Annotated in this window: 23 protein-coding genes; 1 reads left to right on the top strand and 22 read right to left on the bottom strand. The window is 56.8% G+C overall.

The window, feature by feature from the left end:
* Positions 1-11 precede the first annotated feature (11 nt).
* From ACR0AI_RS00640 to ACR0AI_RS00580, 13 genes are all read right to left on the bottom strand, one after another.
* Positions 12-770 (bottom strand): 3-ketoacyl-ACP reductase, encoded by a 759-nt coding sequence (locus ACR0AI_RS00640; RefSeq protein WP_480671416.1) that lies wholly within the window; start codon positions 768-770, stop codon positions 12-14.
* Positions 767-2,257, bottom strand: coding sequence for a GMC oxidoreductase (locus ACR0AI_RS00635; protein ID WP_480671418.1), 1,491 nt, complete (start codon positions 2,255-2,257; stop codon positions 767-769). The genes ACR0AI_RS00640 and ACR0AI_RS00635 overlap by 4 nt, the downstream gene beginning before the upstream one ends.
* Complete coding sequence (locus ACR0AI_RS00630; protein ID WP_480671420.1) at positions 2,254-3,366, bottom strand: ABC transporter ATP-binding protein; 1,113 nt, start codon at positions 3,364-3,366, stop codon at positions 2,254-2,256. Before ACR0AI_RS00630 ends, ACR0AI_RS00635 begins: the two co-directional genes overlap by 4 nt.
* Positions 3,367-3,372: 6 nt before the next feature.
* Complete coding sequence (locus ACR0AI_RS00625; protein ID WP_068340098.1) at positions 3,373-4,254, bottom strand: carbohydrate ABC transporter permease; 882 nt, start codon at positions 4,252-4,254, stop codon at positions 3,373-3,375.
* On the bottom strand, positions 4,254-5,147 hold the full coding sequence (locus ACR0AI_RS00620) for a carbohydrate ABC transporter permease (RefSeq protein ID WP_170376146.1): 894 nt from the start codon (positions 5,145-5,147) through the stop codon (positions 4,254-4,256). Before ACR0AI_RS00620 ends, ACR0AI_RS00625 begins: the two co-directional genes overlap by 1 nt.
* Before the next feature lie 101 nt (positions 5,148-5,248).
* A complete protein-coding gene (locus tag ACR0AI_RS00615) occupies positions 5,249-6,487 on the bottom strand; it encodes an ABC transporter substrate-binding protein (RefSeq protein ID WP_480671648.1) in 1,239 nt (412 codons plus the stop codon).
* A gap of 68 nt (positions 6,488-6,555) precedes the next feature.
* A complete protein-coding gene (locus tag ACR0AI_RS00610; protein ID WP_480671422.1) occupies positions 6,556-8,079 on the bottom strand; it encodes an aldehyde dehydrogenase family protein in 1,524 nt (507 codons plus the stop codon).
* Between the two features lie 4 nt (positions 8,080-8,083).
* Entirely contained in the window at positions 8,084-8,851 is a 768-nt protein-coding gene (locus ACR0AI_RS00605; protein WP_480671424.1) for an enoyl-CoA hydratase/isomerase family protein, read from the bottom strand.
* On the bottom strand, positions 8,848-10,419 hold the full coding sequence (locus tag ACR0AI_RS00600; protein WP_480671426.1) for an acyl CoA:acetate/3-ketoacid CoA transferase: 1,572 nt from the start codon (positions 10,417-10,419) through the stop codon (positions 8,848-8,850). Before ACR0AI_RS00600 ends, ACR0AI_RS00605 begins: the two co-directional genes overlap by 4 nt.
* Complete coding sequence (locus ACR0AI_RS00595; RefSeq protein WP_480671428.1) at positions 10,419-11,420, bottom strand: Gfo/Idh/MocA family protein; 1,002 nt, start codon at positions 11,418-11,420, stop codon at positions 10,419-10,421. The genes ACR0AI_RS00600 and ACR0AI_RS00595 overlap by 1 nt, the downstream gene beginning before the upstream one ends.
* A gap of 210 nt (positions 11,421-11,630) precedes the next feature.
* Complete coding sequence (locus ACR0AI_RS00590; protein ID WP_480671430.1) at positions 11,631-12,455, bottom strand: TauD/TfdA dioxygenase family protein; 825 nt, start codon at positions 12,453-12,455, stop codon at positions 11,631-11,633.
* A 43-nt stretch (positions 12,456-12,498) separates the two neighbouring features.
* Positions 12,499-12,906: an SMU1112c/YaeR family gloxylase I-like metalloprotein gene (gloA2, locus tag ACR0AI_RS00585; RefSeq protein WP_480671432.1), complete on the bottom strand. Its 408-nt coding sequence runs from the start codon at positions 12,904-12,906 to the stop codon at positions 12,499-12,501.
* Positions 12,907-13,518: 612 nt separating this feature from the next.
* A complete protein-coding gene (locus ACR0AI_RS00580; protein ID WP_480701251.1) occupies positions 13,519-14,496 on the bottom strand; it encodes a serine hydrolase domain-containing protein in 978 nt (325 codons plus the stop codon).
* Positions 14,497-14,701: 205 nt separating this feature from the next.
* On the opposite strand from ACR0AI_RS00580, the gene ACR0AI_RS00575 reads away from it, so the two are divergent.
* Positions 14,702-15,682, top strand: coding sequence for a hypothetical protein (locus tag ACR0AI_RS00575; protein WP_480671434.1), 981 nt, complete (start codon positions 14,702-14,704; stop codon positions 15,680-15,682).
* A gap of 798 nt (positions 15,683-16,480) precedes the next feature.
* On the opposite strand, the gene ACR0AI_RS00570 is transcribed toward ACR0AI_RS00575, so the two are convergent.
* The 9 genes from ACR0AI_RS00570 to ACR0AI_RS00530 form a co-directional block, all read right to left on the bottom strand.
* Entirely contained in the window at positions 16,481-17,206 is a 726-nt protein-coding gene (locus tag ACR0AI_RS00570; RefSeq protein WP_480671436.1) for a metallophosphoesterase family protein, read from the bottom strand.
* Between the two features lie 13 nt (positions 17,207-17,219).
* Complete coding sequence (locus tag ACR0AI_RS00565; protein WP_480671438.1) at positions 17,220-18,275, bottom strand: aldolase/citrate lyase family protein; 1,056 nt, start codon at positions 18,273-18,275, stop codon at positions 17,220-17,222.
* A gap of 14 nt (positions 18,276-18,289) precedes the next feature.
* Positions 18,290-19,090, bottom strand: coding sequence for a 2-oxo-hept-4-ene-1,7-dioate hydratase (gene hpaH / locus ACR0AI_RS00560; protein ID WP_480671440.1), 801 nt, complete (start codon positions 19,088-19,090; stop codon positions 18,290-18,292).
* A complete protein-coding gene (locus tag ACR0AI_RS00555) occupies positions 19,087-19,941 on the bottom strand; it encodes a fumarylacetoacetate hydrolase family protein (RefSeq protein WP_480671443.1) in 855 nt (284 codons plus the stop codon). The genes hpaH and ACR0AI_RS00555 overlap by 4 nt, the downstream gene beginning before the upstream one ends.
* Positions 19,938-21,335, bottom strand: coding sequence for a pyridoxal phosphate-dependent decarboxylase family protein (locus tag ACR0AI_RS00550; protein ID WP_480671445.1), 1,398 nt, complete (start codon positions 21,333-21,335; stop codon positions 19,938-19,940). The genes ACR0AI_RS00555 and ACR0AI_RS00550 overlap by 4 nt, the downstream gene beginning before the upstream one ends.
* Before the next feature lie 3 nt (positions 21,336-21,338).
* The gene (locus ACR0AI_RS00545) at positions 21,339-22,820 is read right to left on the bottom strand and encodes an NAD-dependent succinate-semialdehyde dehydrogenase (protein WP_480671447.1); all 1,482 of its coding nucleotides are present in this window, start codon (positions 22,818-22,820) and stop codon (positions 21,339-21,341) included.
* Between the two features lie 24 nt (positions 22,821-22,844).
* Entirely contained in the window at positions 22,845-23,687 is an 843-nt protein-coding gene (gene hpaD / locus ACR0AI_RS00540) for a 3,4-dihydroxyphenylacetate 2,3-dioxygenase (RefSeq protein WP_170665480.1), read from the bottom strand.
* 155 nt (positions 23,688-23,842) lie between these two features.
* Positions 23,843-25,351 carry a 5-carboxymethyl-2-hydroxymuconate semialdehyde dehydrogenase gene (gene hpaE, locus ACR0AI_RS00535; RefSeq protein WP_480671449.1) on the bottom strand — a complete coding sequence of 503 codons (1,509 nt, stop codon included), beginning with the start codon at positions 25,349-25,351 and terminating at the stop codon, positions 23,843-23,845.
* A 3-nt stretch (positions 25,352-25,354) separates the two neighbouring features.
* The gene (locus ACR0AI_RS00530; RefSeq protein ID WP_480671451.1) at positions 25,355-25,753 is read right to left on the bottom strand and encodes a 5-carboxymethyl-2-hydroxymuconate Delta-isomerase; all 399 of its coding nucleotides are present in this window, start codon (positions 25,751-25,753) and stop codon (positions 25,355-25,357) included.
* Positions 25,754-25,757 lie beyond the last annotated feature (4 nt).

Here is a 25,757-nt window from a genome sequence, read left to right as displayed (position 1 = left end):
TGCGCCTTGATTTACAGACGTGAAATCGACAAGCCGCCATCCACCGGGATGGCGGCGCCGTTCGCAAAGTGCATCTGCCCCTGAACCAGTGGGACCACAACGGAACCAATATCCTCGGGCGCACCCCAACGTGCCGAGGGAACAAGGCCGCCTTCGATACGGTCGGTGTACTTGTCGCGCACGCCTGCCGTCATCTCAGTCGCAATGATGCCCGGTCGTAGCTCAAAGACACCGATGCCTTCGGGGGCCAAGCGTACTGCGAACAACTGAGCCATCATCGCTGCGGCCGCCTTGGACACGCAGTACTCGGCACGTTCGATCGACACCATTGTCGCGCTGACAGAGGTGACAAAGGTGATTGATCGATAGGTATCGTGCGGCTGCTCCAACATGCGCCGAGCCACTTCTTGCGCCAGAAAAAACGCGCCACGCAAGTTGATATTCTGCACGAAATCCCAATTCTCGGGCTTCAGATCCAGCATGTCGCCGCGCACTGGTGCCCCTACGCCTGCGTTGTTTATCAACGCGGTGATCGGGCCCAAATCGGCTTCGATCTGATCCAGTAGCGCAGGAACGTGATCAATGTCGGACACGTCGTGCTGCACATAAATTGCGCTTGGGCCAAGCTCTTCCAAAGCCGCCCTCACGACCGGATTGTCGGGTGCAGAGCGAGAGGCTATTGCGACCTTATACCCCGCCGCGATCAAGGCGCGCGCCACCCCTAGACCAATGCCCTGTTGTCCACCGGTCACCAATGCTGTTCCGGTCATGCGGCGAACTCCGTTTCAATAATGTGACGACCTGCCCGGAGCGCGAGTGCGGCTATAGTGAGGGCCGGATTCACCGCCGCAGATGTCGGAAGAACTGACGCGTCGACGATGAACAGGTTCTTGTGGTCGTGGCTACGACAGAACGTATCGACGACACTGCTTGACGGGTCATTGCCCATCCGCGCTGTGCCGCATTGATGCGACGGAGTGCGCCGATCAAATGGTCGCGACAATACAACAGGAAACCCGGCCTGCTTCAGATGCGCCTTTAGCCTCGCAACCAAGGCCTCGTGCGCGGCCCAATTCGAGCGTTTCCAATCCAGCCTGATCTGGTCACCTTCGACCGTCACCCGGCTGTCTGGGTTCGGCAGATCTTCGGACATGGCATAGAAATCAAAACTGCGATTGGCGATCAGTGCTGCAAGTGGACCCGGTAGATGGGTTTGTGACGCAAGGATCGGTCCAGTGATCTTTCCCAACATCTGAATGTTGCCCAAAGGCAAACCACCCTGCCCGTCGCTGTTGTAGTAGTCGTTGAACATCAATGTCTTTTGATAGACAGCTCTGTTGCGACGCAGCGGATGAAGGGCCAGCACCGCCGAGCAATTGTGGTTCATGAAGTTCCGTCCGACCTGATCGGACCGATTGGCAAGACCGGTTGGACAATTGTCGTTCGCGGACTGCAGCAACAGGACTGAGGACTGTACCGCACCTGCCGCGAGCACGATGACCGGCGCACTAAGGGCACCGTGGCCATCAACTTCGACACTTGTAACGCGACCAAGGGCATCAGCCTTCAGTTTTTGGACACGCGCGTTAGTCAAAAGTTCGACATTCTCGTGCTTCAATGCTTCGGCAAGCGCACAGGTTTCGGCATCCATTTTGCCGCTGCATGTGTTGGGAAACGCATCCCAAGTTGTTTGCCCAGCCTCTAGCCAGGTCTCAATGTTCACGCCCAACGGTACTGAGGACGGCGTCAGGCCTGCATGGCTTAGCCGGTTTCTCAGGTCTGCAATATCAACCTCATCCGGCACAGGTGGGTGCGGGTAACCCCCACTGTGCGGTGGCTCGGTGGGATCTTCTTTGGTGGTCCCACGCGCGTCGTAAAGCTGTTCCGCGGCGGTATAGTCCGGCTCCAGCTCTTCGTAGGGCATGGGCCAGCCGTTAGAGTAGCCCCCCATATGCTGACGCGGCTCAAAATCCTCTTTCCGATAGCGTATTAAAGCTGCGCCGTAGAACTTGGAATTGCCACCGACGCAGTAGTAGTTTCCAGGGTTGAAAGGTTCGCCTGCTCCATCCAGCCATGCTTCATCGGGGCGAAAAAGCCCATCGGCAAAGATCGCCCTTGGGTCTCGGTCCTGAGGTGAGGGCTGCAACCGCTTTCCTCGTTCAAGGACCAGAATGCGACGACCGGACGGAGCCAACGCCGCAGCCAGCGTTGCCCCCCCGATACCCGACCCAATGATTATGACGTCAGCTCGATTCATGGAAGGATCCGCATCTCGCTTTCGGGATCAAAAGCCACGGCCTTTTCCATGTTCACTGCAAAGTTGAAATCCTGACCCGGTGCCACTTCGGCATCCGAACGCATGCGCGCGATCACATCTCGTCCGCCCAATTGCATCGAGACGAAGGTGTCCGATCCAGCGGGCTCCGTCACCACGATACGGTTGGTCATCTGCGCAATGTTCAACGACTTTCGATCCGCTCCATCCATATCGGTGATAGTCTCAGGGCGGATTCCCAACAAGATCTCGCGCCCATCCCATGCGGCCAAGTTGTCTTGGCTGAACGGAAGTTGCGCCATAGATCCGTCGTGAACGGCGACCTCTGCATGAGGGCGGCCATTCAAGACCGTAACCTTGGCCGGTACCACGTTCATCGCAGGCGAGCCCATGAACGTTGCAACGAAGATATTCGCAGGCGTGTCATAGATTTCCTGCGGCGTACCCAGCTGCTGGACATAGCCGCCGTTCATTACAGCGATCCGGCTTGAAAGCGTCATCGCCTCGATCTGGTCATGCGTCACGTAGACGATGGTGGTGCCGAGGTTCTGATGAAGCTTCTTGATCTCGGTCCGCATATCAACGCGCAGCTTGGCATCTAGGTTCGAAAGCGGTTCATCGAACAGGAACACATCTGGATTGCGCACCAGCGCGCGACCCATCGCAACCCGCTGGCGCTGACCGCCGGACAACTGACCGGGCTTACGATCCAGCAACTGCTCGATCTGCAAGAGCTTGGCAACTTCTTGCATCGCTTTGTCGCGTTCAGGCTTGGGCACCCCGTGCATCTCAAGACCGAAAGTGATGTTCTGCCCGACCGTCATATTGGGGTACAAAGCGTAGCTTTGGAAAACCATGGCGATGTTGCGGTTGGACGGGTGCACCCCGTTCATCACCTGGTCCTTGATGCGGATTTCGCCGCTGGTGATCTCTTCCAGCCCCGCGATCATGTTCAACAGAGTGGATTTGCCGCAGCCCGAGGGGCCGACCAGCACCAGGAACTCTCCTTCCTGCACCGAGATGTCGACCTTGTGCAGAACCTCGACTGCCCCGTAGGATTTGGTCGCGTTGTCTATGTCTAGAAAACCCATGAGGTCTTATCCTTTCACCGAACCCGCCATCAGGCCGCGGACGAAGTATCGACCGGCCACGATGTAGACGAGCAGAGTTGGCATGGCGGCCAGAATGGCGCCTGCGAAATGAACGTTGTATTCCTTCACACCGGTGGACGATTGAACCAGATTGTTCAGTGCCACCGTCATCGGTTGGCTGTTGGCATCGGCAAAGGAAGCGCCGAACAAGAAGTCATTCCAGATGTTGGTGAACTGCCAGATGATCGAAACCACAGCGATCGGCCCGGAACTGGGCAGAAGTATGCGCCAGAAAATCTGAAAGAACCCGGCGCCATCAATCTGCGCCGCCCGGATCAGCTCGGTCGGGAACACCGCGTAGTAATTGCGGAAGTACAACGTGGTGAAGCCAATCCCGTAGACAACGTGGACAAGCGCAAGACCCCAGGTGGTGCCTGCCAGCCCGATTATACCCAACATCCGCGCCATTGGGATCAGAACAATCTGGAATGGGATGAAGCAGGCGAACAGCATAAGACCGAATAGGATGGTGTCGTACTTGAAGCGCCACTTGGTCAGCACATAACCGTTCAACGCCCCAAGAATGGTCGAGACGATCACCGCCGGAACCACCATCTTGATCGAGTTCCAGAAGTAGGGCTTCAGCCCGGTTGGATCGACGCCGATCTGCGCCGAAGACCACGCCTTTAGCCACGGCTCAATCGTGAACACCTGCGGCAGGTTCATCATGCCGCCGCCGGTGATCTCTTCCAAAGGCTTCACCGAGTTCACCAGCATGACATAGAGCGGCAGCAGGTAGAACAGACCGAACAGAAGCAGCACCAGATAGATCAGCGTGCGTGTAACGCGGCCCGTTCGAATTGCGGTATCCTGAGTAGCTTGAGACATCAGCGTTTCTCCCGCAATTCGGCGTAGAGATAGGGGATCATGATCGCCGCGATGGTCATCAGCATGATCGTGGCCGAGGCCGCACCGATCCCCATCTGGTTCCGTGTGAAGGTGTAGGAATACATGAAGGTCGCAGGCAGTTCGGTTGCGCGACCGGGTCCACCCCCGGTCAGGGCGATGACAAGGTCAAAGGTCTTGATCGCAAGATGGCTGAGGATCACAAAGGCCGACAGGAAGGCTGGTCGCAGTTGCGGGATAATGATCCGGCGATAGAGGTTCCAGTTCGAGGCCCCATCCATTTGCGCAGCCCGCAGTATCTCGTTGTCGATCCCACGCAGGCCAGCCAGAAACATTGCCATTACGAAGCCGCTTGTCTGCCAGACGGCCGCCAGAACCACTGTGTAGATGGCGTAATCGCGGTTTTTTATCCAGTCGAACTCAAAGCTGGTCCAGCCCCATGTGTGCATCACGTTTTCCAAACCGATGCCAGGGTCAAGGAACCACTTCCAGGCTGTACCGGTGACGATGAAACTCAGAGCCATCGGATAGAGGTAGATGGGACGCAATAGCCCTTCTCCCCGGATCTTCTGATCGAGGAAGATCGCCAGACCCAAGCCTATACAGGTGCAGATCACGATATAGAGGCTCGCGAAAATCCCCATATTGATCAACGAGGTTTCCCAATGGCTCAGCCGCCACAATTTGTCGTAGTTTTCCCATCCAACCCATCCAAAGGACGGCAGGATGCGACTGTCGGTGAATGACAGGTAGACCGAAAACAGAATGAACCCGTAGACAAAGACCAACATCATCGCCAGCGACGGTGACAGGACCAGCTTGGGTATCCAGTTCTGAAGGCGTGTCTTAAAATCCGCGTCGGCTGAAGCAGCCATGGCGCGCCCTCCTCGTTCGAGTCGTGTTAGATCGGAGCTTTTGCGCCCACTTGGTGACAGGGCGGCCAGACCGCCGCCCCATCGGGAGGATCACTTGTGGATCACTTGGCGATCGAAACGGCGTCAACCAGTTCGGTCACAGCATCTTCGCTGCCGTACTCGCCGTTAAAGTGAGCGGTCACAACGTCATAGACGGCGTTCTTGACTGACGCAGGCGCGGCATGTCCGTGCGCCATCGAGCCGAACAGGTTGCCTGACGAAGCCGCAGCAGCCAAGTCTTTCATGCCTTGCTGACCACACGCATCCAGATCGCTGCCGTCCACGTCTGTCCGCGCAGGCACCGAGCCCTTCACCTTGTTAAAGGCAATCTGGAACGATGGTGACAGGATCGCGCTGGCCAGCGCGGCTTGCTCGGCCGATACCGTACCGCCCTGGTCAAACATCATGAATTGGTCAGCGTTGAAGGTGACCTGATCCTGAGTGCCCGGGAAGCGGAAGCACAGGAAGTCCTCACCCGGCACTTTGCCCGCATTCAGGAATTCGCCTTTGGCCCAGTCACCCATCATCTGGAAACCGGCTTCACCGTTTATGACCATTGCTGTCGCCAGGTTCCAGTCTCGACCCGAGAAGTTCTCATCCACGTTGTCGCGGATAAAGGCCATTCGGTCGAACGCTTCTTTCATCGCGTCGCCACCCAGCGTTTCCTCGTCCAAGTCGATAAAGGCCGCTTTGTAGCCGTCAGGCCCCAGCGTCGACATTGCGATAGCATCGAACACGGTCGCGTCCTGCCATGCCTGACCACCATGCGCGATCGGAGTGATCCCGGCAGCTTTCAACGCCTCAACCGCTGCGACGAACTCGTCCCAGTTGGTGGGCTGTGCGATACCATTGGCGTCCAACACCGCCTTGTTGGCCCAGACCCAGTTGGTCGAGTGTACGTTTACAGGGGCCGAAACCCATTTGCCGTCATGCTTGGCGAAGGCTTTCAGCGCATCCGGAACAACGTCATCCCAACCTTCCTGGGCTGCCACTTCGTTCAGGTCGGCCAGCGCGCCCTGATCGGCCCAGTCCAGAATGTCAAAGCCCAGAGCCTGCACAGCAGTCGGCGCGTTGCCGGCCGTCACGCGTGCGCGCAGAACGGTCATCGCCTGCTCACCACCGCCACCAGCTACAGGCATGTCGGTCCAGCCGATGCCCTGTCCGGACAGGTCGTCCTTGAGAACGTTCAATGCTGCGGCCTCACCGCCAGACGTCCACCAATGCAGAACTTCCACGTCTTCGGCGTGCGCAAGGCTGGTCGTGCACATTAGACCTGCTACAAACAGCGATTTTGTCTTCATAAATTTACGCATTCTTGTTTCCTCCCTTAATGCGTTATTCTCACTCGGGACCAATCTGGTGCCCGGTCTTAGTCTTGCGGAACCCATGGCGCCCGGCTGTTGCCGATGCGCATGACCACTGATTTCACTTCGAAGAATTCCTCGAACCCATATCGTCCGATTTCCCGCCCCTGCCCGGATTGTTTGACCCCACCGAAAGCGACCTCGGGGAACCCGTCCATCCAGGTATTGGTCCAGACCGTTCCCGCTTCTGCTCGGCGGGCAAACTCTAGGCAGGTGTGAACGTTTTCGCTCCAGACCCCTGCCGACAGACCGTAAGCGCTATCATTGGTGAGCGCGATGGCTTCGTCCAGTGTTTTGAAAGTCAAAACAGAAAGAACAGGCCCGAATACTTCATCGCGGGCAATGGGCATGTCGGTCGAGACGTCGGAGATCACCGTCGGCTGATAGAACTGAGTGCCGAGGCCTTCGACCTCCAGCGGCTCACCACCCAGATCAACAGTCGCACCCGAAGCCTGCGCCTGTTTGACATATGCGTCGATTTTTGACTTGTGCTCGGACGTTACGATAGCCCCAACCTGCGTCGTCGGGTCCAGAGGATCGCCAAATTTGACTTTGCGCGAAAGGGCGACGACACGTTCGCGGAAGTCGTCAGCTATTTCCTCATGCACGATGATGCGACTGCTTGAATTGCAGCATTGGCCAACGTTGAAATAGACGCCGAACACAACGGCATCAGCGGCTGCATTCAGATCGGCGTCGGGAAAGATGACCTGCGGGTTCTTGCCCCCAAGCTCAAGCGCGACCTTCTTAAGTGTATCCGATGCTACTGCGCTGATCGTCTTGCCCACAGCGGTTGAGCCCGTAAAGCTGATCATGTCCACGCTGTCATGGCTCGTCATCACGCTGCCAACGGGAACTCCGTAACCCAGAACGATATTGCATACACCGGCGGGCAATCCGGCTTCGATCAACAATTCGCCCAGCATCAAGGTTGTCGACGGTGTCATCTCAGACGGTTTCACAACAACTGTGCAACCAGCCGCCAACGCGAAGGGCAGCTTCTGACTGAGAATCCAGAACGGAAAATTCCAAGGCGTGATGATGGACACGACTCCGATGGGTTCCTTCAGCACGACACCCATCATATCTGCGCCAAGAGTGTTATGACTGTCGCCGTGCGTGCTGCGTGCCAATGAGGCCGCATAGCGCCAAAGGTCGGCTGCACCGCTGACCTCGCCCTTGGATTGGCTGATCGGCTTACCGCTTTCCAGCGTTTCGATCAGTGCAATCCGGTCGACATTCTGTTCAATCAGGTCGGCAACCTTAAGCAAAACGGTGGCCCGCTCTTTGCCCGATGCCCGACTCCACACACCGCTGTCAAATGCCTTACGCGCCGCCAGGATCGCAGCCTCAGCTTCAGCTTCGCCACCCAAGGCTGACCGGCTGACAATATGCCCGTGCGAGGGCGAGCGCCGTTCGAACGTCTCACCCGACGCGCTTTTCTGCCACTTGCCATCGATGAGATGCCGACCTTCGAACAACGGCGGCAACTCGAAAGGGATAGCAGGGTTGATGGTGATATCTTTCATATCGTCAAAGGCCCGAAAATGTGGGGTTACGTTTTTCCATGAACGCAGCAACGCCTTCTTCGCGGTCCGCTGAGGCCGCAATTGCTGCACTACCAAGGGCTTCGACCACGGCATGAGAGTCTTCACCGACCGCTGCATGGATCATGTTTTTTGAGACTTCGGTAGCGCGGGGCGAAAGGTCGCTTAGTTCGGTTGTGATCTCAAGCGCGCGCGCCAGAACGTCGTCAGAAACCTCGGTCGCATAGCCCAAGGCCACGGCGCGGTCGGCACCAATACGGCGCCCGAAGAGTGCCATCTCTTTCACCGCAGCTTCGGGGACCAGCCGGGTCAACCGCTGTGTCCCGGACCAGCCGGGCACAATCCCAACCCGAGCTTCGGGCAAAGCCAGCGTGGACCGCGGGGTCATCAGGCGCAGATCACAGCAACTGGCCAGCTCTAGCCCGCCGCCGAAGGCGTGACCGTTGATCGCTGCAATTGTCGGCTTGCCGATCCGCGCCAAGCGATCAAATATACGATGTCCATCACGGACCCAATGTCGCGCGAATTCGGCGGGGCTCAGACCGCCCCAAGCGCCGATATCGGCACCGCAACAGAACGCTTTTTCCCCTGCGCCGGTCAGAACAAGCGCGCGAATGGACGTGTCACGCTCGACCTCTGTCAGGCCAGCCTCCAGCGCGTGCAGCATGTCTACAGTCAGCGCATTGAGCTTGGCCTCGTTGTCCAAAGTCAGGACGGCGGTTGCTTCGTCGATATGAATGCGAAGCTTGCTCACAGTGTCATCCCCATCGGGCCGACTGCGAATAGCGACTTGGGCATCTGAGCCGCGTTTTCCGCGACTTTGACGCGACCGCCCGAGGCTTCGACAATATCGCGCTGCGCCTCAATGCCGGGCATGATTTCCGTCGCGACCAGCCCCTGATCCGTCAGGCGAATGACGCACCGCTCGGTCACATAAAGCACATCTTGGCCGGTTTCCCGGGCACGGCGGCCCGAGAATGTGACATGTTCGACCTGATCCACCATCTTGGTGAATTTTCCGGGGGCATTCACCCGGATACCGTCATCCGCCAGATCAATCTTGGCCCCGGCTTCGAACCAGCCCGAGAACACGATCTTTTTAGCCCGCGCGGTAATGTCGACAAAGCCACCGCATCCTGCGGTCAGATAGGGCTTTTTACCAAGTTTGGAGACGTTCACATTGCCCTCGACATCGACCTCGAGGAACGAGAGGAACGACATGTCGAACCCACCGCCCTGGAAATAGATGAATTGCTGCGGTGACGGCACAAAGGCATGTGCGTTGGACGCGCAGCCAAAGGCAAATCCGGTTAGTGGGACGCCGCCAACGGCCCCCTGCTCAATCGCCCATGTCACCGCCTGAGGGTGCCCTTCCTCCAACAGAACACGCGGGACCATTGCGCTGATGCCAAAGCCCAAATTGGCGCTCATGCCGCTGCGCAGTTCCTGAGCGGCGCGACGTGCGATGACCTTTTCGACACCATGCTCGGCCAGCGAAAAACTGTCCCAAGGGCGCATGATCTGGCCAGAGATCGCAGGGTCATAGGGGGTCTCTGTCGTTTGCATCTGCTCTGGGTCTTCAACGATCAGATCGACCAGATGCCCCGGCACGCGCACGTCATGGGGGCGCAAGCTACCCGCGGCAGTCACACGTTGAACCTGTGCGATCACGAGCCCACCGTGGTTGCGTGTGCAAATCGCTTGCTCCAATCCGCCCAGATAGGCACCTTCATGTTCATAGGTCAGGTTGCCAAACTCATCCGCCGTGGTTGCGCGCAAAACGCACACGTTCGGGTTGATATTTGTGAAGTGCAACCAAGTCTGACCGTCGAATTCCTTTCGGTTAACGATTGGAGCCGCCGCACCACGCGCGTTCATCGCGCATCCTTCGCGAACTGGATCCACGAAAGTCTCAAGCCCGACCTGCGTCAGAACACCAGGGCGATGCGCTGCGGCTTCGCGATGCATATCGAACAGAATTCCAGACGGCACGTTGTATGCGGCCACTCGATCTTCGACGATCATCTTCCAGATTTCCGGCATCTCAAGGCTGGAAGGACCCGACGGGTATGATCCGGCGAGAACGCGGCTTAGCAGTCCATCCTGCGCCAGATAATCCATTCCCTTCACGCCATACATATCCCCGGCGGCGATTGGGTGCAGCGTTGTAATGTTGCGCGGATGCCCTTCAGTGCGAAACCGCTCTCCGAGTGCCTTCAGCACGAGGTCAGGGCACCCGAGCGCAGAAGACGACGACACGGTGACAACCGCATTGTCTGGGATACGAGAAACGGCCTCGGAAACGGAAACAAGCTTGGTCATCAGAAACCGCCATAATCTATGTTGATACGTTCACCCGACGCTGCGGCCTCACGAACGCTCAGCGCGATTGACAGCGATTTCACGCCATCAGGCCCGTCGGCAGCAGGACCGCCTTGTCCCGCTGCTGCGGCGACAAATTCCGAAACGCCTTGAACATAGAGAGAGTGGTCCGAAAACGGTATCTCTTCACTTCCGGCTTCAGTCACCAGCTTTATTGCCCCAACCGGGCGCTGCGTCATGACGCCATCCGCAAAAATCGAACCCTCGGTTCCATGCACCTGCAAGCCAGACCCGGCAAAGGGGTGCGTAAAGCTTTCATGCGTCATGACCATCGCACCCGAGGGCATCGTCCAGACGGACATGCACGAATCTTCGACCCCCTGCCCCATCCCAGAGCTGGCCATTTGCGCGACAACAGAAACCGGGTCCTCGTTTAGCAGGAAACGCGTGACATCCGCGTCATGAACAACAATGTCAGGGATCACGCCACCACCAGCATCGGCCGAATTGATACGCCACCCCTGCAAGTTCTCGGGCAAATGCACTGCGTGATGGATGCGCAGCGAAAGAACCTCGCCGACGCGCCCATTTGCGATCAGGTCACGAATGGCACGATGACTGCCAGAGCATCGCAGGTGGTGGTTAGTACCAAAAGTCACGCCAGCCGCGTCGGCTGCACGCACCATTTCGACAGCTTCCGCTTGCGTCATCCCGAGCGGCTTTTCACATAGAACATGCTTACCAGCCGCGATGGCGGCCATCGCCTGACCATGGTGCTTCTCATTTGTGGAGGAAATATAGACAGCTTTCACGCCATCGTCAGACAGCGCCGCGTTCAGGTCTGTGGTTGCATTGGGAATACCGTGCTCCTCAGCCCAGGTTTGCACCCGGTCAGGGGAATTACTGATGACCCAGGTCACGTCGTTGCCTGCCTGCTGACGCACCGCGTCCAACATATATTGCGAAGCTATAGTGCTCGCTCCGACAAATGCCCAGTTCATCTGATTCTCCCGCAATTGGAACGTTCCAAAATTTGTAATGGAACGTTCCAAATTTGACAAGAAGACTCTGTGCGCACCGTAAAGGCAAGAAAACATGGCTAAAAACGCGACGTTCGATGCCTCATCCAAAACTATCATAGGGAATCGAAGAGATTCACGGCGTGCCGACACTCTGACTGAGTCGCAGAAATTTGCCGCGCGCTACTTACATCAACGCGTCAGAGCGACCCCTTCCACCGTCACTCTGTGCATAAGACGTCGAAACCCGTGGTAGTCGTTGATCGCTTTGTGCCACGTCGCTCTGTTATCCCAAATGGCGATGTCCCCTTCCTGCCAACGCAGGCGACATTGGAATTCAGGCTGCTTGCAATGATCATAAATCATACCCAGCATTGCGGTGGACTCATCCTCGCTCAAGCCTTTGATTTTGGTAGTGAACACAGGATTGACGAACAACCCTCGCCTGCCGCTGAGCGGATGCGTGATGACAACGGGGTGTAAAGCGTCTTGCGTGGCAGCTTCGGCGTTCCCCAACCGGCCGCTTTTTGCGGCTTCTGTGTCCACAATGCTGTCGCCAAAGACATGGCGAGAGGAATGCACCGCCCACAAACCATCTAAGAAACCACGCATCGTAGGCGACAAAGCTTCGTAGGCGGCAGCCATCGACACAAACAACGTGTCGCCACCATGGGGCGGAACCTCAAGGGCGTGCAGGATCGAGCCCATGGCAGGCTCCTGATCATAAGAGTGGTCAGTATGCCACCCCTCTCCCACAGCCTCTTTCTGATCCTTCTCTTTCAACACCGTGGCAATCTCTGGGTGGCCGTCCACCGGTTTGAAAAATCGGTTCACGTTGATTGGGCCGAACCTTCTCGCAAAGGTCAGATGCTCTTGCGGACTAACGCTTTGGCCCCTCAGTGCGATAACGGAGTACTTTGCGAAGGCTGACTTAATTGCGTCGAATTGATCTTCACGCCGGATGTCCGCCCCGACGATTTCCGCACCCAATCCACCGGTGAGAGGTTTTACTTCCATGCGCCTTCCTCCCTGCTTCGCTCAGCCTAGAAGACGAGAAATATCACTTTAAAGCAATCGGCTTGGCTTCGTACAACTCCAATGGAAGATCGTCCGGGTCGCTGAAGAAAGTGAACCGATGCCCGGTATACTCATCGACACGGATGTCTTCGACGAGGACACCTTTCTGTTCCAGACTGTCTTTCAGCGCTTCGATATCATCCACAACAAACGCAAGATGCCGCAGACCTTGCGCTTCGGGACGAGACTTGCGTTTGGGCGGGTTGGGAAAGGAAAACAGTTCAATCTGAGAGCCGTCCGGCAACGCCAAATCCAGCTTCCAAGATTGCCGCTCAGCCCTGAAATTCTCGGCAACAATCCTCAACCCAAGGGTCTCTGCATAGAATGCCTTGGACCGTTCATAGTCCGAACAAATGACTGCAGCATGGTGGATTGCTTTCAGACTGTTCACGGCATTTATCCTCATTAGGTCAATAATTTAAACCAAATTCTTAAGGTGAGTCTTCACTTAACCTTCGATGCTGATCGAGAAAACGAAGAGGTATTTGGTCAAATTTGGCAAACGAACAATACAGGAAAACAGAGCAGTATTCATCAAGCGTCTGTGAACTCACGGTCGACGTTTTGTGCAACTCGCGCCAGTGGTCGCTTGCGGCTCGAAAAACACCTTCAAAAAAACAAGCTTCGTGACTTCCGATTTGAGAGCCAATGCCGCCACTCTCGGCCGCCTACAAAATCTTTTGAAAGAACTGAGCATTGCTCTCAGACAAATTCAAACCGGTCTCAATTTCGCCAATTGGAACAGTCCTCAATGCCGCGCAAAGATCGCGCCACTCAAGCAAATTCAATTTGAACAGGTTCTTTGATCGAACTGTCTCGACCCGCAAAGCGATACTGCGGGAACATAGTCAAGCTGGCCACCGCCTCTTTCACCTTTTCAAAGGATATTTTATCGACGCTCCAGTTTCTCCACCGCCCCGCCGAAGAAGAAGGCTGATTGATAGTCCAGCGCCACCCAGGCCAAACGTGAACAACCCTAAGCAGTGTCAATGAACAGGCCGCCTTAGATAGCGTTCAATATCGGACCATCCAACAACCTGACCAATTCTCCAAAATAGCCTCCAGAACGCGCGGGACGCGTCGGATCAGAGGTGATTGCTACAGCAAGGTTTCGATCAGGATGGGCCGCTATGATTTGGCCTCCATACCCACGCGCCAATGCATAGCCTGAAGGGGACAGAAACCAGCCATAGCCGTAGTCTAGTCCAGAGAAAGGCAAACGGCCGTGCGGCTTGGTCGATTCCAAAACCCAACGCTCAGGAATGATTTGCGCGTTGGCAAAAGCCCCGCGGTCCCGAAGCAACACCGCGATCTTCAACATTGACCTCGGCGTAATCGCCATCTCATTGCCACCCAAGTAGTAGCCCTGTGGATCCCTCGTCCAAGCAGGTATCTCGATACCAAGTGGTGCACCCAGCCTCTCTCGCGTCAGTCTCAATAGACTTTGTCCGGTTGCCACGGTCAATGCTGCGCCAAGCACGTGGGTCGATCCTGTGGAATAGAGCATCTGCTCTCCGGGTTCAGCAACCATCGGTCGCGTCAGCGCGTCCGCGATCCAGTTGGGAGAGTTGATCCATTCTTCGTAGTTGCTGCCCGAGGTTCTTTCGAGACCTGCCCGCAGCGTCACCAGATCCTCCATCGTAATGCTTTCGGAACCGGGTGTCGCATTAGCGGGCAAAAGTCGCGGCGCGACCTCCTGCAAGGTGGCATCCACAGATGGGATTTCCCGCCGGTCGATCGCCGTCCCAAGCAACAAAGCCACAATGCTTTTCGAACACGACTTTATGTTGGCCGGTCTATCTAGGCCTGCACCCTGTTGGGCGTGCGCGAAAATGACCTCATTTCCGCGTTGAATTTGCAGTGAATGCAACTGCGCAAGACCGCTGATTACATCATTCAGCGCCACCGTTTGTCCCCGCGCAATATACGGAGCACAAATTGCGGTTGCGGTTGCCAACAGAAACTTGCGACGTGTAATCATGGCCTTCATTTGGAAGCAAATCTCGGAATGTCCAGACACCTGCGCAACATCCTAGGATTTATTGTCCAAGATGTAAGAAAGCCTCCGCAAACGAAAAGTGGGATTTGAGGCAACAGCAGGCTTCGCTTGTAAACTTGGCCAGCATCCTAGCGCGCAAGAACTGTGGTAGACTGAACCCGAGGACATTCTAGCAGGAGATTTCCCGTTGCTACCGAATTCACTCCGTCTCGCACTCTCGGTCATAACAATCGCCATGTCGGTGGGCGCCCTACCGGAGCGCGCCAATGCGATAACGCAAGATGTTCCAGCGTGGCTACAAAAGCACGTGGGTACAGGTGAGGGGCAAATCGCGCCGATCGTTCTGGAAAGGGCACGAGCGCTTTACATCAAGAAACTACGCCGAGGCGAAGTCAGGAACCCTTGCTACCTTGCCAAGGACGCAACCCGCCCCAGCACTGCAAGAAACGGCAATCCGGGTAAGCGTTTTTATGTCATCTGCGAGTCACAAAAGTCCTTCCGTGCAGTTTCATCCGGCTATGGAAATGGCCGAAAACTACAGCGCGCTAATTTTTCGAATGGCCGACAATGCGCGAAGAACTTCAGCAACGCAGAGGGCTCTAAACTAACCGCCGGAGGCGCCTATGTGACGGCTGAAACCCGCACGTCCTTCAAAGGTTACCACAGTCATTCCGGCAAAACGCAGCCGTTCTATCGCACCTTCCTTTTGTTTGATGGTGAAGGAGAAACGAGCAATGCTCGCGAGCGCGCCATCGGAGGCCATCCGGCTGTCTTCCTCAAGTGGCAGTGTAGGTTCAAAAACCCTCAAAGCACTCATGCAGACAACGATGGCTATGTCCCCTACGGAAGGCTTGTGAACTACACCGGTGGTCGTAGCAATGGTTGCACAACCTGGTCACAATCCGCCTCAAAAGAGATCTTGGCGCTCGTAGAAGGAAATCCGACAACCCTGTATATCTACCCAGAATCCAAAGACATAAACGCTGTCGCCAAGGCGGTAAAAAAGGGAAAATCACTTTCTAGAGCTGGAGTTTACTGGAACGCAGCTTGCCTAAAAGCGATTGGCGAACCAAAGTTTTGGCCCAAAAGCAGCCTACAGCCGATCATAAATAGTTGGAGAGCGTCCTTGCCCAAACAACCGCCACTTGAATTGCCAATCTGCAAGTAAACTGCACAGCAGAACCTAGGCGCGCTGCCCTTCAGGCTTTTCTGTTGTGGGCTCCATGCTGACGTTCAGTGAATTTCGCTTAATGTCTGCTTTGCGGACGAAGCCAACCTTGAGTTAGCTCCAAGAAACTGGCGGTTCCGCCATAAAGCGGCTATTTGCGTCAGCCGCATCGAAGATTTGTTTGAGCTCGTTTGAACCGGTGCTGACGATGCCCCAATGAAAACAAAGCGCAAGAAAGTGGGCTTTACAATGCCAAGAAGCCTTGAGGTTGCATGACAGTCCGCGCGCTTGGGTCTACCTCAATTTGCTGAGTGAAAAAACAGCAAACAGAATCACTGAACCCAAAGTACGTTTCATTAAAGTACAGGAAGGGCACCGCCTCCTACAGAACAGCAAAACAAAGCCAACAATTGATTTTGGGAACAAGCGTTCCTTAACCAAACCAGCTGGCGATCCGGTGTTACCGAAGTGGCCCTTCAGATTAGATTGCTCCACTGTGTTGGGTGCGTTGGCGACTACAGCGAGATCGCGTCCGGTTAAGGTAGATTACGGGTGTGCCTGTGCTTCTCATGAGGCCGACGAACTGAGTCATCAATGCCTGAGATAGAGAAAGATGCGGGTGTGCTGCATCAACGTTTGGCGGATGAACTCGGGATTTGTTTCGAAAAATTTGAAAGGGGCAGGATTGGTCAAGCGCAAGAGTTACGCAGCCGACCTGCCCCGCTCTACCAAAGATCTTCTGACAAGACCGTTTAGTGTTTTCAGCAACAAAGGTGTCGAAACTTGTATGAAGCCATTTCAGATCAGGGGCTTGCGCCCCTCGTCGTGCAACAGCCAACACTTCGACCCTTCGAAAACCGCAGCCGTCAGAGGTTTGCCATATCCCGCCCCGGTATCGATGTTCACACGGTTTCCATGGTGTTCAGGGTTGGCGACGTGGGTGTGGCCGTGAACAACCAGCCACGGGTGAGGGTCCGGACAGTCCAGAAACTCGTCTCGGATCCAGATCAGGTCGTCGGGGTCCTGACGATGCAAGGGGATGCCGGGCTGTATGCCTGCATGGACGAACAGCACGTTGTTGCGCAGGTAGTAGGGCAACAGACCTGCCAGAAAATCGATATGGGCCTGCGGCACGGCGGCTTTGGCCTGAGCATGGACCTGATATATTCGATCCCCTTCGCTGACCTTAACGCCATAGGAGTTTAGCGTCTCAACGCCGCCTATCCGAGGATGCAGCCAATGATACCCGACCAGTAGACGCGCGTCGTTTCGCGGGTAGTCCTCAAGGAACATTGCGCACATCTGATCGTGGTTGCCGCGCAGGAATGTCCAGTTTCTGCCTTCGGACTGTCCTTTCACCAAAAGGTCCAGAACCTCCCGGCTGTGGGCGCCGCGATCCGTATAGTCACCGATAAAGACGACTTGCGCATCATGCCCGCCGTCCTTTTCAATGCGGGCCAGCGCGTCTTCTAGCATGTGCAACTGACCGTGGATGTCACCAATGGCATAGATAGGTTCTGGCATTTTGTAGGCGCTTTTACTCTGACCATTCGATGCGGAGCTCTTCCCGAAAGGCAAAACGCACCAGATGGGCTTCGATCACGCCTTTCCACTGCTCCAAGTCCCCGCGCGGGCCGGTCGCAGCGTTAATTGTCAGCCTGTCGTCATTCGCTTCAAGGGTCACGCTGTCGCCATTCGCGAAGGCCACGCTTCCCTTCGTTTCGTCAAAAAACACCTCGGCCTTGTGCGACCAGTGTTTACACAGCTGCTGCAGATATTTGCTGGCCGCAGCGGTTTCCGCAACGCCCGAGGCAGTCTGATCCGGCAACAGGCCCAGCCCGACTTTGGCGGCGCTGCGCATTGCTGTTGCAAATAGGGTCACGTCGATATTGGTGGCCAAAAAAGTGGCCCCCAAATCCAGGCATTTGCGTTGCATTGCCGGATCAAGGGTCAGGATACCCGCCGCCTTGCCCGCAGCCACGATGCGGGCAAGCGCGCCCAGCACGGCCGCAACAACGTCGGGGTGACCGGCATTGCCGAGATGGCCCATATCTGCGGCCAGATCGGAGGGGCCGATGAACAATCCATCCACATCGGTGGCCAGAATATCGTCCAACGCAGCCATACCTTTTTGGTTTTCGACCTGCACCAGCAGGCAAATCTGTTCGTCCGCCGTTTTCAGGTAGTCCGGGATGGCTGAAAACCGCGAGGCCCGCGCCAGTGATGATCCCACGCCCCGCACGCCATGCGGTGGGTATTGCACTGCCCGAACCAGCTCACGCGCGTGATCCCCGCTTTCGACCATGGGCACCAGAAGGTTTTGCACGCCCGCGTCCAAATACTGCTTGATCATCCAGGTTTCGCCTATCGGCAGGCGCGCGACCGGAGTGCTACCTGATCCTTCGATCACCTGCACCTGTTCGAGGATCGAGCGCAGATCATTCGGCGCGTGTTCACCGTCAACCAGCAGCCAGTCGAACTGCGCGGTTGCTGCGATCTCGGCCGTATAGGCGTTGGCCATCCCGATCCAGCAGCCGATCTGCGGCTGCCCCGCCTTGAGAGCGGCTTTGAACGTATTCTTTGGCGCAGGCATATGCGGCTTTCCTTTCAGGCGAAATTGATACCGACCGAGCCAAATGGCCCGAAATCGGCATGGATTTCAGTACCCGACGGGCACTCGACCGGGCGGATAAAGCTGCCGGACAGGATGATTTGACCGGGTTCGATGTATTGTCCGTATTGCGCCATGCGGCGGGCCAGCCAGACAACGCTTTCGACCGGATCGTTCAGAACGCCCGCACCTAGGCCGGTTTCCTCGATTTCACCATTGCGGAAGGTCAGCGCACCGACCCAGCGGAGATCAAAAGCATCCACGGCGTGCCGGTCCGCGCCCAGCACGATACCTGCATTGGCGGCATTGTCGCTGATCGTGTCGAATACTGTGCGAGCTTTGCCGGACGCGGGATCCACACGGTGAATACGTGTGTCGAGGATTTCAATGGAGGGCGCTACATAGTCTGTGGCAGCGATGATATCCTCGCGCGTGACGTTCTCCCCTCCGACGGCCGACTTCATCACAAAGGCGATCTCGGCCTCGATCCGTGGTTGGATGAAACGACCCGCCGGAACCGTTCCGCCGTGTTCAAAGGTCATGTCGTCAAACAGGATGCCACTGTCCGGAATGTCGATGTTCAGCGCATATTGCATCGCTTTCGAGGTCAAACCGATCTTCCAGCCAATCACCTTGCGCCCCTCGGCTAGTTTCTGGCGATAGATGGCGTTTTGCACCTCGTAGGCGTCGTCCATGCCCATCTCGGGGTGGCGCAGTGTTAGCAGGCCAATCTGCTCTCCAGTCCGTTCCGCGCTCAGCAGATCAGCAGCTGCGCGGGCATGATCTTCGGGCGTCATTGCTGTTCGTCCTCGACTGTGTTGCGCAGCGTACCTATGCCCTCGACGGACACCTCAACCACGTCACCCGGAGCCAGGTATTTCGGAGGATCAAACCGCGCCCCTGCCCCGGTCGGCGTGCCGGTGACGATGATGTCGCCCGGCTGCAGGGTCATGAAGGTCGAGATGTATTCGATCTCGCGCCGGATCGGGAACATCATGCGGTTCAGGGTATCATCCTGGCGCAACTCGCCGTTCACGTGGGTCTGAATACGGGCATCATCCAGTTGCGCGGCGTTGGTGAACGGCACCAGCCACGGGCCGATAGCACCCGTATTATCCCAATTCTTGCCTTGCGTGACGTTGAACTTGGCGTGGCGCACCCAGTCACGGATCGTACCCTCATTACACAGCGTCAGGGCTGCGATATGGTCGTAGGCGTCCTCTTGTGAAATCCGACGTCCAGTCTTGCCGATGACAATCGCCACTTCGCCTTCGTAGTCCAATGTGTGGTTTTCCGGCGGACGGATCAGAGGGCGGTCATGGCCGGTGAAGCCGCTTGCGAAACGTGGGAACAGCGACATGTATCTAGGCTGCGCGCTGCCGTCATTGTACTCGGCGTTGCGGTCCGGGAAGTTAACGCCGACGCACAGGATGCGGCGGACATCGGGCATCACCATCTCGTAGGTGAAATCCGTGTGGGTCACGTCCTTTCCTTCGGCGACTGATGCCAGTTGATCAAACACACCAGCAGCGATCACCTCAAAAAGGCTCGCGTGATCTGGGAAAGCATCATTCAACGCAATTGCGCCGACATCCGTGATCGCACCAAAGTAAGTCTGCCCATCGGCGGAGAAGGTTGCGAATTTCATTTAAGTGTCTCCCAAACCTCACGAATAACGTCTGCTGCCATCAGCACATCGTCGCGTGTTGTATCGAATTGTCCGACCTGAAAACGAATGATCTTGCGACCATCAAACATGCCCTGGGTCAGATAAATCCGGCCGTCATCATTCAGCGCATCAACCAGACGCTGCTGCATCGCATCGTCACCCGGGCAGCGGAAGGAAAACAGGCTGAGTATCGGCCCGGTCGTGATCTCGAACCCCTCCATCGCGCCAATTTTCTCTGCAACCTCATTGGCCCAAACGACGTGATTTCGGATTCGTGTACGCAGACCGTCCAACCCGTAAGAGCGCAACAGGAACCAAATCTTCAGCGCACGGAACCGACGTCCCAACGGGATCGTCCATTCCGAATAATTGGTCACCTCAGCACCGGTTGTCTTGAGGTATTCGGGTTCGATCTTCAGCGTGTTGAGCTGCGGCCCCGCGTCACGCAGAAACTGGATGGCGCAATCGAATTGGGCGCCCATCCATTTGTGTGGATTGAACACAATGCTGTCATAGCGATCAGCCCCGCCCCATAGGGCCTCTCGGAATTCGAGGCAAATCATGGCCGATCCGGCCCAAGCCGCATCTAGATGGGTGTAAAGGTCGTATTTCCGCGCGATGTCAGCCACAACTTCCAGATCATCACAGGCCCCAACGCCCGTACCGCCTGTGATCGCAATGATCCCGGCTGGCACATGACCGGCTTCGATGTCATCGCGGATAGCGGCCTCAAGCGCGGACGCGTCTATCGCGTAGGTCGGTCCCCGTGTTGGCAGCTTGACCAAGTTATCTTGTCCGATGCCCGCAACCCAACACGCCCGGTCGATCGACGAATGCACCTGGTCTGAGCAGTAGATCCGCAGCGCCCCTTTGGTGTTCAGCCCCTGACGATTGCCCGTGTACCCAGTGGCGCGTTCGCGCATCGTCAGTACGGCAGACAAAGTCGCTGAAGACGCGCTGTCCTGAGTGACGCCGGTCATACCATCCGGCAGACCAAGCGCTTGTCGCAGCCAGTCCACCATTACACCTTCGACCTCAGTCGCTGCGGGTGCGGTTTGCCAGAGCATGCATTGCGCAGCTATGGTGGTTACCAGCATCTCAGCCAGCATTGAAGGCGGGGCGGCATTCGCCGGGAAATACGCAAAGAACCGAGGGTGCTGCCAGTGAGTGATCCCGGGCATCACGATACGTTCGAAATCGGCCATGATGGCCTCCATCGGCTCACCAGATTCCGGGGGTGAGACCTCAAGCTGAGCGGCGATATCGCCCGGCGCTGTCTGCGCCCGAACAGGCCGATCTCCCAAAGTCTTGTGGTAGTCAGCAGCCCAATTGGAGATTTGTTGCCCCCAGTGAGAAAATTCGTCCCAATTCATACACTAAGCCTCCTCAGAAGGGGAAATTCCGCCCATGCAGATGTACTTCAGCTCCATAAAATCATCGAGGCCATATCGAGATCCCTCGCGTCCAAGACCCGACATTTTGACACCGCCGAAGGGAGCCTCTGCCGTTGAAATCAGACCGGTGTTCACACCGACCATACCGTATTCCAACGCCTCGGATACGCGCCAGACACGCGCCATGTCGCGAGAGTAGAAATACGAGGCCAAGCCGAATTCGGTATCATTGGAAGCGGCGACAACCTCGCTTTCGGTTTCGAATTTGAACAAGGGAGCGACGGGACCAAAGGTTTCTTCGGTCGCCACCGCCATATCCGAGGTCACGTCGGTCAGAATGGTAGGTTCAAAGAAAGTACCACCAAGTGTGTGGGGTTTACCCCCAAGTGCGACCTTGGCGCCCTTCAAAGTCGCGTCACCGATATGTTCGACGACCTTGTCCACGGCAGCCTGATCGATCAGCGGGCCAAAGATGATACCTTCATCAAACCCATTGCCGGTTGGCAGGGTCGCTACTTTCGCAGCCAGCTTTTCAGCGAAGGCGTCGTAGACCGCGGCCTGCACATAGATGCGGATTGCACATACGCAGGTCTGTCCATTGTTGCGGAATTTCGCGATCACAGCGCCTTCGACGGCTGCGTCCAGATCGGCATCGTCGAGTACAATGAACGGCGCATTGCCACCCAGCTCCAAGCCTAGCTTCTTGATCGTCGGGGCGCATTGCGCATAGAGCGTCGCCCCGATCTCAGTCGAGCCGGTGAAGGTCAGCTTTTGCACGATCGGGCTTGAGGTCATCTCTCCACCAATCTCCCGCGCGGAACCGGTGATGACCGAGAACAAACCTGCGGGCAGCCCCGCTCGTTCTGCGAGAACGGCCAGTGCGATGGCCGAGAACGGCGTCTGGCTTGCGGGTTTCAATACCATCGAGCAGCCCGCGTCAAAGGCCGGTCCAGCCTTCCGGGTGATCATGGCGTTGGGAAAGTTCCACGGCGTTATAGCGGCCACAACGCCGATGGGTTGCTTGACAGTAATGATCCGCTTGTCTGGCGTATGGCCGGGTGTGACATCGCCGTAGGCCCGGCGGGCCTCTTCGGCGAACCACTCGACGAAGCTGGCGCCATAGGCGATCTCACCTTTCGCTTCGGCTAAAGGCTTACCTTGTTCGGCGGTCAGAATGGCACCCAGATCATCCTGGTTTTCCATGATCAGATCATACCAGCGACGTAAGATTTGGCTGCGCTCTTTCGCGGTACGTTTGGCCCAGTCTTTCTGTGCGCGCTGCGCATCGGCAATCGCCTCGACCGTCTCAGCAGCACCCAGATTTGGCACACAACCGATCACCTCACCCGTCGCCGGGTTTATCACGTCAATCGCTCGCTCAACGTCTGAGGCACCAACCCATCTGGACCCGACCCGCGCCCTTTCGGCAAGCAGGCTTTGATCGTTAAGACGCAGTTCAGTCATTCGAATTTCCCTGTGTTTCCGGTTTTAGACCGAGAAGCTGACATTTGCCTGCCCGGTCCCCGAGCTACCGAAATACGGGGTGTAGATGTCGATCTTGCCCTTATAGCTGCCCCATCCAAGGGCACCGAACAGCAAGGCAGTATCGTTCATGGCACACTCACCCGCGCATTTCTTGGCGTAGTCGGGCAGAAGTTCGAGGAACTCTTCAAAGCGGCCCTGTTCCCAAAGATCCAGCACGCGCATATCCATCTGGCGATTGAACTCGCCGTTTACCGAGTTCAGTCCATCGACCGAGCGTTCGTTGGGTGTGAAATCGTGGCTCAACGACCCTGAAGCCAGGATCGAAACGTTCCGGTCCGAGCGTCGGATACCTTCGGCGATGGCCTCGCCCCAAACCCGGTTTTCCGCGATAGACGAGAACTGGTTGACCGCCACGGGCAAAACCCGCGCATTCACGCCCTCGTTGATGAAGTGCATCGGTAGCAAGGTGCCGTACTCCATGCCCATATCGGGGTGCGAATGCCCAAGGGCCCGCTCACCACGTTCACGCAGAACGTCAAGGATGGCTTCCCCAAGCTCGTGATCGCCGCGATAGTCGAACTCCATATCCGCCAGCATGTGCGGCAGTTCATGACTGATGAAACGGCCCTTGTGGTGCTCTTTCGTGTTCAGATGAAACCCTTGATTGGTGATCCAGTGGGTGTCGAAGATGACGAAAGTATCGACCTTACGGTCGATCGCATCCTGACGCAGGCGTGCATAGCCGTCGATAGCCGGTTGGCGAATGCCCTTGTACTTCGGCATCGTGTGGGACATCCAGATACTTGGCACATGCGTGATCTTCGCGGCCTGAACAATCTTTCCCATGGCAGTTCCTCCTCGCATTTGTAACGCCTGGCAACCGAAGTTGAAGCTACCTGACATCGTTCGGTCCTGCAGTAAGCGGAAAGTGCCGGACCAGTTTTGTGCGCGTTTTGTCTATCTTAGCTTTGTCCCCGCCTAATGGGGACAGAGCCGCTACTTTACTTCCCCAATTGCATGATCTTGTGCTGACCAGTGGCAAAGCCGATATGCTTTTGCTCCATGTAAAACTCGAACGACCAGTCGCCGCCGTCGCGCCCGATGCCGGACGCTTTGACGCCACCAAAGGGCGTGGGCAGGTGGCGCACGTTCTCTGAGTTCACCCAGATCATTCCGGCTTCAAGCTTGTCGGTAAAGCGCAGCGCCCGCGTCAGGTCGTTGGTCCAGACATAGCCGGTCAGACCATAAGGCGTGTCATTGGCCATCTGCAGTGCTTCTTCTTCGGTCGAGAACGGGATCGAGGTCAGGACAGGACCAAAGATCTCCTCGCGCGCGATGCGCATTTGGTTGGTGGCATTGGTGAAGAGGGTCGGACGGATGAAGTACCCTTCGTCGCCCAGCTTGACACCACCGGCTGCGACTGTCGCGCCGTCCTCTTTGGCGATGTCGAAATAACTGGTCACCTTGTTGTAGTGCTCTTCCGTCACCAGCGGACCGATTTCGGTTGCCGGATCCAGAGGGTGGCCAACCTTGATGTTGTTCACACGTTCGATCAGCTTGGCCTCGAAATCTTCCTTGATGCTGTCCTGCACCAGCAAGCGCGAGGACGAGGTACAGCGCTCGCCGTTGATTGAATAGATCATGAAGATCACGGCATCCAAAGCGCGGTCCAGTTCGGCATCGTCGAACACGATGACCGGGTTCTTGCCGCCGAGCTCCAGGTGCATCCGCTTCAGCGTGTCCGCGCCCTGTTTGGTGATGATGCTACCTGTGCGGCTTTCGCCAACAAAGGCGATGGCCTTGATCAGCGGGTGCTCGGTCAGCGCCTTGCCCGCGTCGGGGCCAAAGCCGTTCACAGTGTTCAGTACACCTTTGGGCAATCCGGCCTCTTCGGCGATTTCGACTAGCAAGCGGGCTGACAGGGGCGAATCCTCGGCGGGTTTGTGAACCACGGTGCAGCCTGCAGCCAGAGCGGGCGCGATCTTCCAGGTCGACAGCATGAACGGCGTGTTCCACGGGGTGATCACGCCAACTGGGCCAATCGGCACGCGGGTGGTGACATTCATCAGGGTCGGTGATTTCAGATGCTGACCGTCGCGTGCTTGCACAACCTGATCTGCAAAATAGCGAAAATTCTCAGCTCCGCGCAGAGCCGCCTTGGACATAAATCGCAGGGTCTGACCCGTGTCCCAACATTCACACAGCGCGATTTCCTCGGCACGTGCTTCGATGGCATCCGCCACGTTCAGCAGAATGCGGCGGCGCTCGCTGGCAGGCATGTCGCGCCACTCTGCAAAGGCGGCATGGGCTGCTTCGGCCGCGGCGTCGATGTCATCTGCGGTACCGTGTGCAACATCGCAAATCATTGACTTGTCGACTGGCGAGGTAGACTGAAATACGCCAGCGGAACCAGCAACGTCCTCGCCCGCGATACGGTTCTTGATGCCTGCCTCTTTGAACCGCGCCAGAAAGCCCGCAAGTTTCTCGATGTTTGTGTCCAGTACGCTCATGGGTCAGGTCTCCTGCGTGGTGGCGCCAAGGTGATCGCGGATAGTACCAGTCTTGGGCGAAAGCTTCGGGTCGATGTCGCGCATCTCAAGCGAGAGCGCGATCGAATGATGTTCGAAGGCAGGTGCCAGATACGCTTTGACCGCCTCAAAAATACGCTGCGTGGCATCCTGTTTTACGTCGTTAGACCGACCGGCGCGCAGGCGGATCGAGATATCGAGAAAGCCATGCGCCGGATTACCGTCTGCAATTGCAAAATGATCGACCCGCACAGCGCGGACACGAATTCCCGGCATCGGAAAGGTGTCAATCTCAGCGGCCGTTGCTCGGATGCACTCACACAAGCCACCCATGTCGACCTTGTCCTCTAGGTTCCCGGAATACTCGACGTGAAAATGTGGCATGTGC

The sequence above is a fragment of the Ruegeria sp. BG3 genome (assembly GCF_056538485.1).
Note: the sequence above shows the minus strand (reverse complement) of the source record. Positions and strands in the feature narration are given on the sequence as shown.